The sequence below is a fragment of the Deinococcus planocerae genome (genome assembly GCF_002869765.1).
Taxonomy (GTDB): domain Bacteria; phylum Deinococcota; class Deinococci; order Deinococcales; family Deinococcaceae; genus Deinococcus; species Deinococcus planocerae.
On record NZ_PNOR01000020.1, the window covers coordinates 1 to 11,997 of the forward strand.

An 11,997-nucleotide genomic window follows, 5' to 3' on the forward strand; every position below is an offset into this window, starting at 1 on the left:
TCGCCCCGGGCTCTGCCGCCGCCGCCGCCGTCCCCTCGGGGCCCGCGCTCGCCAGGGTGAGCTGCGCGGCGCGGCCCGCCGGAACGCCCGCGCGCAGGTGCGACTGCATCACCTCGATCAGGGCAAGGTCGTGCGGGGAGTACAGGCGGTAGCCGCTCGCACTGCGCGCCGGGGAGGGAAAGCCGTATCTGCGCTCCCACTGCCGCAGGGTGGCGGCGGGCACACCGACCCGCGCCTCCACCTCCGACGCGGTGAACATCGCCGTGGTGTCGGTGGCCGTGCCCGGTGCGGCGGGCGGGGGGGAGCCTTCCATCTGAGCCCCATTTCGCCACATGGCCCCCCCGTGAGACCGTAAGGATTGTTAGCGGTTGCGCTTGCTGGCCGGCTGGGAAGGACGCGGCGGGAAACCTCCTTTGTCCCGGCGCGCGTCTGCCGCCCCCTCTACAATGCGGCGAGGCGTCCGGCTCCGGCCCGCTCCCCCTCCGGACCTCCCCCCACGATGCGCACCCTCACCGTCCCCGCCCGACTGCCCCTGCGCCGCGTGCTCGCCGTCTCCCGCCCGGCGCTGTGGGTGAACACCGTCGGCACACTGGTGACGGGGGTGTGGCTCACCGGACACCTGTACGCTCTGCACCCCGGCGTCCTCGCCCTGCTCGTGTACCTCACCCTGCCCTTCAACCTCCTGATCTACGGCCTGAACGACCTCGCCGACCGGGAGGAGGATGCCGTCTCGCCCCGCAAGGGTGGGTGGCAGGGCGCGAGACTGCGGGCGGGGGAGGGCGGGCCGCTCCTCGCCGCGGTGCTCGCGGTGAACGGGCCGTTTCTCTGCGTCCTCGCGCTGCTGCTGCCCCCGGCGGCGAGCGGGCTGCTGCTCGTGACGGCGGCGCTCTTCGTGGCGTACAGCGTGCCGCCGCTGCGCCTCAAGGGCCGCCCCTTCCTCGACGGGCTGAGCAACGTCGCCTACGCGCTGCCCCTCGCGCTGCCCGCCCTGACGCTGGGCACCCCCGTGCCGTGGCTCCCGCTCGCCGCCCTGATGGCCTACTCGGTGGGCAAGCACGCCTTCGACGCCGCGCAGGACGTGCCCGCCGACCGCCTCGCGGGGACGCGCACGGTCGCCACCGTCCTCGGCGTGCCCGGCACCGCGCGCTACGCCCTGGGGTGGTTCGTCCTCGCCGGGGCGCTCCTGTGGCCGGTCAGCCTCCTCACCGCCGCCGCCCTGTGGGCCGTGTGTGGGGGGATGGCACTCGCCCTCCTCCGCGAACCCACCCCCGAGCGCGCGGCGCGGCTCTACCCCCTGAGCATCGTCACGCCCTGGGTCGTGGGGACGGTGGCGGGGGTGGGGCTGGTGTACCTGCTGGCGCGGGGGCTGTGGCCTTGAGCGGTCAGCCGCCAGCCGTCAGCCCTCAGCCTTCAACCTCTGCGCCTCTTTCTTCCTCCATCGGCCTCCTCGGCGGCGGCCTCGCCGGGCTCGCGCTCGCTGCGCTGCTGGCGCATCGGGGGCACGCGGTCACCGTGTACGAGCGGGACCGGGCGGGGGGGAAGCTGCGGCGGGTGACGGTGGGCGGGCTGAGCTTCGACACCGGGCCGAGCCTCTTCACCCTGCCGGGGGTCTGGCGGGCCTTCCTCGCGCGGCTGGGGGAGCCAGACCCCCTCGACCTGCGCCCGCTGCCCGGAGGGTTGGGGGTCCACCACACGCCGTTCGGCCCGGTGCCGCTGCCCCTTCCGCCGGATCATCCCCTCCACGCGGCCTGGGAGACGTACGGTGCCCCCGCCCGCGCCCTCACCCCGCACCTCGAAACGCTGCTCACCACGCCGCCGCGCCTGACCAATTCCAGCTTCCGGCGGGCGAGCGCGGCCCTCTTCCGGGCGACGGGCGGCCACCTGACCGCCGAGGGGTGGGTGCGCTCACGACGCCTGCCCCCCGCCCTCGCCCACGCCGTTCGCACCCACGCCCTGAACGCGGGGCTGGCCCCGGTGGACGCGCCCGCCCTGTACGCCCTGCTGCCCGCGCTGATCGCCGGGGACGTGGCCCGACCGGCGCGCGGGATGGGGGCGTTGCCCGACGCCCTGCTTGACCTCGGGGCGGCGCGCGGGGCGCGGGTTTTGGAGGGGGCGGAGGTCGTCCGCGTGGACCTGGCGGGCGGCACCCTGGCGCTGAGGGGGGGAGAGGTCCGGCGTCACGACCTCTTTGTCAGCGCCCTCGACCCGGCCCGACTCGCCGCGTTAACGGAACGTCCTGCCCGCTCGCCCGTCTCGCGCCGCACGGTGAGCGGGGTGGCGCTGTACGCCGCGCTGCCGGAGGACGCGCCGCTGCCCGCCACCAGCGTCCTGCCGCCCGCCGACTTCGCCACCTTCCGCGCCGCCGTGCGGGCCGGGGCGCTGCCGCCGGACACCCTCGCCCTCGTCCACGCGGACGGGCCGCGGCTGGCCGTGCTGCTCACCGCGCCCGCGACGGGCCGGGACCTCCCGCCCGATCACCCCTGGGTGCGCGCTCAGGTCGAGCGGGTCGAGCGGACCCTCGGCGTGCCCGGCCTGCTCGCCTCCGCCCGCGACGTGGTGGCCCTGCCGCCCGCCCTCTACGCGGCGGGGGGGCATCCCGGCGGGGCGATCTACGGCGCGGCCCCCCCCGCCTGGCGTGGCGGCCCCCTCCACCCCCAGCCGTACCGCCCGCACCGGAGGCTGTGGCAGGTCGGGACGGGCGTTCATCCGGGCGGCGGGATTCCGGCCATTCTCGGCGGCGCGCTCATCGTGGACCGGCTGATGGGGGAGGGCGGGGTGTAGAGGCACCGACAAGGCCGCCCCCAGGATCAGGAGCGGCCCCTCTCTTGCCTGCGCTTACTGCCCGGTGATCGCCTTGAGGGGATCGACCAGCCCGTACCCGAAGCTGTCGTCCTTGCCCGCTGCGCCGAGGTCCTTCGCGGTGCTCGTCAGCAGGCTCAGGAGCTGCGCGTTCGTGAGGGTCGGCTTGGCGGCCCAGACGACGGCGGCGGCGGCGCTGACGTGAGGAGTCGCCATGCTCGTGCCGTCGAAGTACTCGTAGTCCGCGCCCGTCACGCTGACGGTGCCCGTGGTCGGGAGCTTGCCCAGCAGGCCCTGCCCGTCCGCCTGGGTCAGGCCCACGACGGGCACGCTGTAGGTGTTCGTCAGGCTCATGCCCAGGGAACCCGCCGTGTTGTTGTAGATCATGACGGCCTTGGCGCCGCTGGCGACGGCGTTGGCGGTCTTCTCCTCGAAGGAGCAGGTGCCGCGTGCAATGAGGGCGATCTGGCCGCTGAGTTGAGCGTTGCGCGTGGTGGTGCCGCAGAACTCGTTGTTCGTGCCGCCCGCGGCCACGATGGTGCCGCTGGCACTCCCCTTGCCGCTGAGGTCGGCAGACTGCACGTCCGCGAAGGTCACCCCGCCGCCGCTCGCCGAGGCGCGGGTGCCCTGCCCGAGGGGCACGCTGCTCAGGACGTGGACGCCGGGCCCGGCGAGATCGACCTGGGGGCCGAAGTTGGAGAAGTCCGCCTTCGCCCCCGCGTCGTCGATGGCGCCCACGCCGACCACGTTGTCGTACGCAGCGGGGTAGGAGACGGCGGCCCCGTCGTTGCCGGTCGCGGCGATGATCAGGACACCCTTGCTGTAAGCGCTCGTGTACGCCCGCTGCTCGGTCTTGCTCGCGCGGCCCCCGCCGAGCGAGAGGCTGACCACCACCTTGTCCTCGGTGCCGCCCTGGCTCTTGAGCTGCGCCGCGCACCAGTTCACCCCGTTGATGATGCCGCTCGACGCCCCCGACCCGTCGTCCCCGAGCACCCGCGCCATGTAGAGGTTCACCCCGCTCGCCACACCGCCCACGCCGTTCGGGTCCATGCCCGACTGCTGGCCGCTCGCGCCCGTCCCCGCCCCGTACTGGGCGAACACCGTGCCCGCCACGTGCGTGCCGTGGTGCGACACGTCGTTGAGCGCGTAGGGATCGTTGCGGTTCGTCTCCGTCGTGATGAAGTTCTTGAAGCCCTTGAGTTTGCGGGAAAACTCGGGGTGGTTGCCGTCGATCCCGGTGTCCCCGATGCACACGGCGACCCCCGCCCCCGTGTAGTTGCTCGTCCGGAGGTTGGCGACCCGCAGCGCGCTGTCACCCCAGGTGTACTCGCCGCTCGCCGTGTAGAGGGGCGTGGCCTGCGCGGTCAGGGCCTGGGCGCCGAGCGAGGTCCGGGCCACCCCCGCGTCCGTCCCCCCGCTCCGGGCTCCCAGCGCGCGGCGCACGAGGTCGGGCTCCACGTACTCCACCAGCAGACTCCTCTGGAGGCGGGCGAGGGCTTCCGGCGACAGACGCGCGGCGGCGGCGCTGATCTCCGCCCACTGGCCCGTGAGCTGGCCCCCCGCCGCCGTGATCGCCTGCGCCTGAAGCTGCGCCTGCGCCGCGAGGTCCTGTGCGCTCAGGCTCTGCGCGCCGAGCCCGCTCTCCTTGAAGCCCACGAGGTAGGCGCCCCCCTCCGAGGTGGTTGGGCTGGGCGCGGTGGCGACGGGCGCACCCACCTGCCCCTGCTGTCCGCAGGCGGCGAGCGTGAGGGCGAGGGTCGCGGCGAGCAGCGTGCGGGTGTGCTTCATGGGAGACCTCCGTGGAGTTCGGAACGAGGAGGAAAACCGCGCCGGAAGGAGCGGAAACCGGAGCCGGGGCAGCCTGCACTTGAGGTGGGTCTGAGCGGGATGCTAGAGCGGCCTTCACCCTCTCCTCACGGCTTATCTAGACTTTTTTGGATCAGGTTCAAATCATCTTCCCTCACGGACCATCCTGCCCGCGCATCTGTAATTGTCATTCGGAAGATATGAGGAGGCTACTGAGGACAAATGCCAAGACAGCAAGCCGCCCGGCGTATGTGGCAGAGGGGCAAGCCCCAGGCCGGGCCGTGATGACCAAAGGGACAGGACGGGCCAGCCTCGACCCGTCCTGCCTCGGTTGCCTTGTTGTCAGGCTTGGCCTTACCAGCGCTCGGTCACGGTCTTGAGCTGGAGGAAGTTGGCGAGGTAGTCCGGGCCACCCGCCTTGGAGTCGGTGCCGCTCATGTTGTAGCCGCCGAAGGGCTGCACGCCCACGATGGCGCCCGTGATCTTGCGGTTGAAGTACAGGTTCCCGGCCTCGAACTCCTCGCGGGCCTGCTCCAGCCGCTCGCGGACATTGCTGCACACGCCGCCCGTCAGACCGTACTGGGTGCCGTTGGCGATCTCCAGCGCGTGCGCCCAGTCGCGGGCGCGCAGGACGCTCACGACCGGCCCGAAAATCTCCTCCTGGGCGAGGCGGGCCTGCGGGGGCACGTCCCCGAAGATGGTGGGCTGGACGTAGTACCCCTTCTTCCCGTCATGCTGGCCGGGCGCCTCGCCGCCGAGGAGGAGCTGGCCTTCTTCCCTGCCGATCTCCAGGTAGCCGCTCACCTTGTCGAAGCTCATCTGGTTGACGACCGCCGTGACGTTCGCGTTCTCCTCGCCCGTGCCGACCTTCAGCGTCCGCGCCCGCTCGACGAAGGCGTCCACCACCCGGTCGTACACCTCGTCCACCACGATCAGGCGGCTCATGGCCGAGCACTTCTGGCCGTTGAAGCCGAACGCGCCCTGCACGGCGGCGGTCACCGCCACGTCGAGGTCGGCGGTCTCGTCCACGATCATCGCGTCCTTGCCGCCGAGTTCGAGGATCACCTTCTTGATCCACTTCTGGCCGGGCTGGACCCTCGCGGCGACCTCGTTGATGTGCAGGCCCACCGCCCGCGAGCCCGTGAAGGTGATGAAGCGCGTCCTCGGGTGGTTGTTGAGGTACTCGCCGACCTCCTTGCCCACCCCGGGCAGGAATTGCAGCACCCCGGCGGGCAGCCCCGCCTCCAGCATGATGTCCACCATGAATCCGGCGATGAGCCCCGAGTCCTCGGCGGGCTTGGCGATGACGCAGTTGCCCGCCACGATGGGCGCGGCGGCCATGCCGATGAAGATCGCGCACGGGAAGTTCCAAGGCGAGATCGAGACCCCGACGCCCAGCGGCAGGTACATCAGCCCGTTTTCCTCGCCCTCGAACCACGTCGTCTCGGCGGCGCCGAAGCCCACGTACTTCATGGCGCTTCTGGCGTAGTACTCCAGGAAGTCAATCGCCTCCGCGACCTCCACGTCGGCCTCGGCGTAATTCTTGCCGACCTCGATGCTCATCAGGGCGCACGCTTCCAGGCGGCGGCGCTTCAGGATCGCGGCGGCCTTGAGCAGGATGCGCGCGCGCGCGTCCATGTCCCACCGCTTCCACGTCTCGAAGGCTTTCCAGGCGCCTTGCAGGGCACGCTCGGCGTCCTCGACCGTGGCCTTGGCGGTCGTGCCGACGACCTCGCAGGTGTCGCAGGGGTTGAGGGAGGTCAGCCGCTCCGCCGTGTCCACCCGCTCGCCGTCGATCACGAGGGGATAATGCTTGCCGAGGAGGTCGGCGCGGACCTGTTGCAGCGCGGTCTGGTACGCCTGGCGGTTTTCCTCCAGGGTGAAGTCGGTGAAGGGCTGGGGGCGGTAGTCCTGGATTTTGAGCATGGGGGTGCGTCCTTTGCGGGAGTCAGGGTCGGTTGCCAGGCGGCGGCAGGAGGTCGAAGAGAAAATCATCGGGCCGGTCGATCCGCCGGGCGTGGGGGTCGTGGGCGGGAAGGCCCGCCGGGAAGAGGCGGTCAGCGACCTCGGCGAGGAAGGCGCGCGGGTGGGGAGTCGCGAAGGGGAGAGTGCCGAGCAGGAACCACGCGAGGTCGCGGTCGTCGAACTCGGCGACGGCGTAGGCCCAGGTGCGGACGAGCGCGGCCTCCTGCGCTTCTCCCAGGGCGTCGAGGTGGGGGATCAAGAGGGCCGCGACGGCATCCAGCCCCTCGGGGGTGCGCGGGTCCACGTACTCCAGCGGGTGGTCGTGCCCGCCCGACGCCCATTCGGTCATGCCGAAAAACTGGCGGAGGTAGAAGCCGTTGACGTGCCCGGGATCGGGAAAGGTCACGCCCCCTCCCCGCGGATGAGGTCGGCGTGGTCGCGCGCGAAATCGTCCACCGTGCGCGGCGAACGGCCCAGCAGCCGGGCGAGGTCCGGCGTGACCCGCCCCGCCAGCCCGAGCCGGGCGACCCCGTAGATCGCCTCCATCACGAGGATCTGCCCCGGCGCCACCCCCCGCGCCCGCAGGTGGCGGTAGAAGGCGAGCGGGCTGGGGTCGGCGTAGCGGATGGGCCGCCCCGTCACCGCCGAGAAGTGCGCCGCCACCTCCCCGTAGGTCAGCGACTCGGAGCCGGTCAGCTCGTAGGCGCGGTTCTCGTGCCCGCCTTCCGTCAGCACCACCGCCCCCGCCTCCGCCACGTCGCGCACGTCCACGAAGCTCGTGCGGCCCCCCCCAGCGGGCACGTAGATTTCGCCCCGTTGCAACTCCGGCAGGTGGGTGGTCGTCAGGTTTTGCAGGAAAAAGGACGGGCGCAAGAAGGTGTACCGGGCGCCGCTCTCCTGCATGTACGCCTCAAGCTTGGCGTGCGGCACGAAGCGCAGCCGCTCGACCCCCTGGAGGGAGAGCAGGGCCATCTGCTCCACCCCCGCCCCCAGCGCCACGTCGAGGGCCGGGATCATGTCGCGCCCCACCTGACTGAGCTGCGGGGGCCGCGTGACGAAGAGGCGCCGCACCCCCCGGAAGGCCGCCACGTACGTGCGGCGGTTCCCGAAGTCCAGGTGGCCGAACTCCACCCCCGCCAGCGCCCCCTCGCCGAGCACGTCCCCCAGCACCTGCCGGGCGTGGTCAGGGCGGCGGGCGAGCACCCGCACCCGTGCCCCGCGCGCGAGCAGCTCCGCCACCAGCGGCGTGCCCACGTTGCCCGGCACGCCCGTCACCCCGATCAGGTCCATAGCCCCAGCCTACCCCTAGCCCCTCAGCATTCCGCGCAGCACGAACATCACGTTCGCCGGGCGCTCGGCGATGCGGCGCGAGAAGTAGGGATACCAGTCGCGCCCGTAGGGGATGTACGCCCGCACCCGGTAGCCCCGCGCGGCGAGGTCTTTTTGCAGGTCGCGCCGGATGCCGTAGAGCATCTGAAACTCGAAGGCTTCACGCGCGATCCCGTGCGCGAGCGCGAAGTGCTCCACGTCCGCGATGATCCCCTCGTCGTGCGTGGCGACGTTGACGTAGCTCCCCGCCTTCATCTGCGCGTATACCAGCCGCCGGTACGCCGCGTCCACGTCCGCCTTGTCGGGCATCGCCACTGTCTCGGGTTCGAGGTACGCGCCCTTCACGATGCGCAGGTTGGGCTTCAGGTCCTGCAAGTCCGCCCAGTCGCCCTCCGAGCGGTAGAGGTAGCTCTGGAGCACCGTGCCGACGTGCTCGTGCCCGAACTCGCCGACCAGGGTGCGGAACTGGGCGAGGGTCACATCCACCCGGGGGTGGTCCTCCATGTCCAGGCACACAAAGCCGCCGTAACCTTTCGCCCTGGCGACGATACGCCGGGCATTCGAGAGGCCGAGGTCCTCACCCTCCGGCGTGGTCATCCCCTGCCCGATGCTGGAGAGCTTGACGCTGACGTAGGGCTTCAGGCCCGCCGCGTGCGCGTCGTTCAGGAGGCCGAGCACCTTGGCCGCGAACTCGTTCGCCGTGTCCGGGGACGTGACGAACTCGCCGAGAAGGTCGAGGTTGCCGAGGATGCCGTCTTTGTGCAGGTCCTGAACGGCGCGGATGGCCGAGGTGGCGTCCTCGCCCGCCACGAAGCGCTGGGCGACCCCCCACCCGCGCGAGCGGACGAGGGACTCGACGGGCTTTTGCCCCGAGACGGTGAGGACGGCCTTGCGGTAGAGCTGGTCGATCATGCGCTATCTCCGAGTTGGTGCAGCACGAGGGCGGCGAAGGTGCGGACGTGGTGCCGGGCGGCCTCCCGGGCGGCGGGCGCGTCGCGGGCGAGGACCGCTTCCAGGATCGCCGCGTGCTGCTCGCCCGTCTCGGGGTGCGCGTTGTACGTGCGCGTCTGGTGCTTGATCAGGGTGACCCGCAGCGAGAGCCCCCGCGCCAGATCGGCCAGGGCGGCGTTGTGCGCGGCGAGCGTCACCGCCTGGTGGAAGGCGAGGTCGAGCCGCGTCTGAACGCGGTAGCCCGCCTCCCGGGCCGCGTTCAGGGCGCTTAGCGCCGCGCGCAGCCCGGCGGCGTCGGCGGGGGTGTGGGCGCAGGCGGCGAGGGCGGCGGCCAGCCCGTCGAGTTCCTCGCGCACCACGTAGGTGTCCCGCGCCTCCCCGGCACTCACCGTGCGGACCCGCACCCCCTTGTTCGCCTCCGCCACGAGCAGCCCGTCTTGCGTCAGCCGCGCCAGCGCCTCACGGATCGGCGTGCGGCTCACCCCCAGCCGCTCGCCCAGCTCCACCTCGCCCAGCCGCTCGCCCGGCGCGATCTCGCCGTCGAGCACCGCCCGGCGCAGGTGACCGTACACGCCGTCACGCACCAGGGTGGGGCGCTCGAAAGGAGTCATCGTGGATATTGTATACAATCCTGGGCAGGTGTCCAGAGGTGGGGGCGCAGAGGGTTCTAGCCGTCGTCCTCCGCCTCCTGCCGGGCCTTGATCCTCTCGCCGACGAGGGGACCCAGCCACCCCAGGGTGAAGAGGAAGAGGAGGGTCGCCCCGGTCGCCAGCACGTAGAGGTGCAGCCCGCAGGCGACGCCGACGCTCGCGGTGGCGAGGAGACCCGCCGCGGTGGTGAGGCCCCGGGCGCCCTGCCCGCGCCGGTCGGAGAAGATCGCGCCCGCGCCCAGGAAGCTCACGCCGCTGACGACCGCGCCGAGCACGCCCACGAGGTCGAAGCGGACCTGCTCGGAGTCGTCGGCGAAGCGGTAAATCAGGGTGTCGGCGAGCACGACGAAGAGGGCCGCGCTCACCCCCACGAGGATGTGCGTCCGCAACCCCGCGCTGTGGTGGCGCCGCTCGCGCTCCCAGCCGATGAGCCCGCTCAGCACGAAGGCGGCGACCAGGCCCTGCATCAGCCGCAGTTCCGCCCAGAAGGTTTCCATGCGGCCTAGCCTAGGCGCAGGCGCGGCGGGGGCCTTTCCCCGTTCCTTCAGCCGCCTGTCATGGGGAGGTCAGGTGGCGGCCTCGGTGTGCAGGCAGCTCGCGCACACCCAGTCGTCGCCGCGCGTCCCGCGGGCCCGGCGCCGCCGGATGTGCCTGCGCCACCAGAAGGTCAGCCACATGGAGCCCACCGCCCACACGAACCCCGCGAGGATCACCACGCCCGCCGAGCGTCGCCCCCCCAGAAGCATCCACAGCACGCCCGGCGCCACCAGCCCGAGGCCCGCCAGCAACGCTACCCCCTCCCACGGCACCGGCAGCACCCAGCGGCCCGGGTCCCAGATCAGCCAGGGCCGCTCGGGGAGCCGTGCGAGCGAGGCCCAGCGCGTCATGGGGTGGCGGCAGCGCGGGCACTCGCGCCAGACCTCACGCCCGGGCGCGGCGCCGGGACGCCGAGAACTCACCCTCAGTCCGCGTACACGGGCTCGATGGGGAAGATGCGGTCGGCCAGATTCTCCAGCCCCCGGCTTCCGGCGCGCCTCTGGCAGCCCTCGGTGCCCAGGCAGAGGGTCACGTAGCGGGTGCGGCGGGCGGCGACGACCACCCGGTAGACGGCGGCTTCGGAACGCGAGCGGGTGTAGTGGCACAGGTCGCAGTGCAGGGCGTTGCGGCCCCTCGGCTCCAGCGGCGTGAACTCGGCGAGCTGCTCACCGTGAACGAGGGCGAGGCGACCGTCCGCGACCGGGTAGAGCCCCAGGGTGGGCGCTCCCCCCTGCGGGTCCTCGCCGAACAGCTCGCGGTACGACTCCGGGAAGAGTTCCCGCAGCACGTCGCGGGCGCTGTGCCTCTTCGGTGGGGTGTCACTCATGAGGGGCAGTGTAAGGGGCGGGAGAGGCCCCGAACGTGGAGGACCTGACGCATGTTGGAGAGGCGAGCCCTCACCACGCGCCCTGTGCTCCGAGCCGTGCGACACCTCATCCTCTGCGGCGGCCTGCGCGGGACGCTCAGCTCTTTGCGTCGTAGCTGCGCTCCCGGATGCCGTCCCCAGCGGTCATGGAGAGGATCAGGGCCAGGGAAGCCGCCGAGCGGGCCCTGGGTGTCCCAGTTCACGGGCCGGGAGAAGGTTCGCCATAAACAGAACGCCACCCGGCTTCTTCGCTAAACTGTTCTTGTGAGATCGCGCAGCACCACCCGCAGCGGCATCGTGATACGTCGGCGCGTGACACCCGCCGGGGACATCATCGTCACGCTGCTCACCCCGCAGGGCAAGGTCAAGGCCATCGCGCGCGGCGGGGTGCGCGGGCCGCTGGCGAGCCGCCTGAACCTCTTCCACCACGTCGGCGTGCAGGTCTACCAGACGCCGCAGGCCGACCTGGCGACCGTGCAGCAGGCGGTGCTGGAGGGCGCCCTGCCGAAGCTCGCCGAGCCCGGGAGGTACGCCTTCGCGCACCTGATGGCCGAACTCGCCGACGCCCTGTTTCAGGAGGGCGAGTTCAGCGAGCAGGCCTTCGAGCTGTTCGCGGGGGCCCTGCGCGGCGTCTCCCACCAGCCCGACCCCGAGTGGGTGGCCCTGGTGATGAGCTACAAGCTGCTCGGCCTGGCGGGCTTCGTGCAGCAGACGGCCCGCTGCGCCCGCTGCGGCGCCCCCCACCCCGAGCACCCCGATCCGCTGGGCGGGCAACTCCTGTGCTCCGCGTGCTCCAGCCTCCCCGCCTACCCGGAGGCCAGCCTCGACTTCCTGCGGAACGTGGTGCGGCGGAGTGTCCGGGTCAGCATGGAGGCCCCGGTGCCGGAAGGCGAGCGGCCCGCGCTGTGGCGGGCGCTGGAACGCTTCGTGACCGTGCAGGTGGGGAACGTGCAGAGCTGGCGGCAGTTAGTACCGCAGACATCTGTCGTTTCTGTTTAACCTGTAAATCCAGAGTGTTTCATTACTGGCCGTCAGTACCGCCGATGTGGTTTCCCTCTTCTGGCGCAAAACCATTCTATTCCCCTGTTGTGAAGA

Annotated in this window: 13 protein-coding genes; 3 read left to right on the forward strand and 10 right to left on the reverse strand. The window is 71.8% G+C overall.

From position 1 onward, the window contains the following. The coding region (locus A7B18_RS12445) for a MerR family transcriptional regulator (RefSeq protein WP_146009535.1) at window positions 1–313 on the reverse strand (313 nt) is incomplete at its 3' end. A 186-nt stretch (window positions 314–499) separates the two neighbouring features. On the opposite strand from A7B18_RS12445, the gene A7B18_RS12450 reads away from it, so the two are divergent. Then, window positions 500–1,378: a UbiA family prenyltransferase gene (locus tag A7B18_RS12450; RefSeq protein WP_102127022.1), complete on the forward strand. Its 879-nt coding sequence runs from the start codon at window positions 500–502 to the stop codon at window positions 1,376–1,378. Continuing rightward, the gene (locus A7B18_RS12455) at window positions 1,375–2,781 is read left to right on the forward strand and encodes a phytoene desaturase family protein (protein WP_102127097.1); all 1,407 of its coding nucleotides are present in this window, start codon (window positions 1,375–1,377) and stop codon (window positions 2,779–2,781) included. The genes A7B18_RS12450 and A7B18_RS12455 overlap by 4 nt, the downstream gene beginning before the upstream one ends. Before the next feature lie 54 nt (window positions 2,782–2,835). On the opposite strand, the gene A7B18_RS12460 is transcribed toward A7B18_RS12455, so the two are convergent. The 9 genes from A7B18_RS12460 to A7B18_RS12500 form a co-directional block, all read right to left on the reverse strand. After that, window positions 2,836–4,587 (reverse strand): S8 family serine peptidase, encoded by a 1,752-nt coding sequence (locus A7B18_RS12460; protein WP_102127023.1) that lies wholly within the window; start codon window positions 4,585–4,587, stop codon window positions 2,836–2,838. Between the two features lie 372 nt (window positions 4,588–4,959). Next, entirely contained in the window at window positions 4,960–6,531 is a 1,572-nt protein-coding gene (gene pruA / locus A7B18_RS12465; RefSeq protein ID WP_102127024.1) for an L-glutamate gamma-semialdehyde dehydrogenase, read from the reverse strand. A 22-nt stretch (window positions 6,532–6,553) separates the two neighbouring features. Then, entirely contained in the window at window positions 6,554–6,976 is a 423-nt protein-coding gene (locus A7B18_RS12470) for a hypothetical protein (RefSeq protein ID WP_102127025.1), read from the reverse strand. After that, window positions 6,973–7,860: an SDR family oxidoreductase gene (locus tag A7B18_RS12475; RefSeq protein WP_102127026.1), complete on the reverse strand. Its 888-nt coding sequence runs from the start codon at window positions 7,858–7,860 to the stop codon at window positions 6,973–6,975. Before A7B18_RS12475 ends, A7B18_RS12470 begins: the two co-directional genes overlap by 4 nt. A gap of 15 nt (window positions 7,861–7,875) precedes the next feature. Continuing rightward, on the reverse strand, window positions 7,876–8,811 hold the full coding sequence (locus A7B18_RS12480; RefSeq protein WP_102127027.1) for a proline dehydrogenase family protein: 936 nt from the start codon (window positions 8,809–8,811) through the stop codon (window positions 7,876–7,878). After that, window positions 8,808–9,461, reverse strand: coding sequence for a GntR family transcriptional regulator (locus A7B18_RS12485; protein ID WP_102127028.1), 654 nt, complete (start codon window positions 9,459–9,461; stop codon window positions 8,808–8,810). Before A7B18_RS12485 ends, A7B18_RS12480 begins: the two co-directional genes overlap by 4 nt. A 56-nt stretch (window positions 9,462–9,517) precedes the next feature. Continuing rightward, entirely contained in the window at window positions 9,518–9,997 is a 480-nt protein-coding gene (locus A7B18_RS12490; protein ID WP_102127029.1) for an MgtC/SapB family protein, read from the reverse strand. Window positions 9,998–10,066: 69 nt separating this feature from the next. Continuing rightward, on the reverse strand, window positions 10,067–10,459 hold the full coding sequence (locus tag A7B18_RS12495) for a hypothetical protein (protein WP_146009536.1): 393 nt from the start codon (window positions 10,457–10,459) through the stop codon (window positions 10,067–10,069). Window positions 10,460–10,461: 2 nt separating this feature from the next. Continuing rightward, the gene (locus A7B18_RS12500) at window positions 10,462–10,863 is read right to left on the reverse strand and encodes a hypothetical protein (RefSeq protein ID WP_102127031.1); all 402 of its coding nucleotides are present in this window, start codon (window positions 10,861–10,863) and stop codon (window positions 10,462–10,464) included. Between the two features lie 303 nt (window positions 10,864–11,166). On the opposite strand from A7B18_RS12500, the gene recO reads away from it, so the two are divergent. Further along, window positions 11,167–11,901: a DNA repair protein RecO gene (gene recO, locus A7B18_RS12505; RefSeq protein WP_102127032.1), complete on the forward strand. Its 735-nt coding sequence runs from the start codon at window positions 11,167–11,169 to the stop codon at window positions 11,899–11,901. Window positions 11,902–11,997: the final 96 nt, after the last annotated feature.

Coding starts and splice junctions, on each gene's coding strand:
- A7B18_RS12450 (WP_102127022.1), top strand. CDS start 500: ATGCGCACCCTCACCGTCCCCGCCCGACTGCCCCTGCGCCGCGTGCTC.
- A7B18_RS12460 (WP_102127023.1), bottom strand. CDS start 4,587: ATGAAGCACACCCGCACGCTGCTCGCCGCGACCCTCGCCCTCACGCTC.
- pruA (WP_102127024.1), bottom strand. CDS start 6,531: ATGCTCAAAATCCAGGACTACCGCCCCCAGCCCTTCACCGACTTCACC.
- A7B18_RS12475 (WP_102127026.1), bottom strand. CDS start 7,860: ATGGACCTGATCGGGGTGACGGGCGTGCCGGGCAACGTGGGCACGCCG.
- A7B18_RS12480 (WP_102127027.1), bottom strand. CDS start 8,811: ATGATCGACCAGCTCTACCGCAAGGCCGTCCTCACCGTCTCGGGGCAA.
- A7B18_RS12485 (WP_102127028.1), bottom strand. CDS start 9,461: ATGACTCCTTTCGAGCGCCCCACCCTGGTGCGTGACGGCGTGTACGGT.
- A7B18_RS12490 (WP_102127029.1), bottom strand. CDS start 9,997: ATGGAAACCTTCTGGGCGGAACTGCGGCTGATGCAGGGCCTGGTCGCC.
- A7B18_RS12500 (WP_102127031.1), bottom strand. CDS start 10,863: ATGAGTGACACCCCACCGAAGAGGCACAGCGCCCGCGACGTGCTGCGG.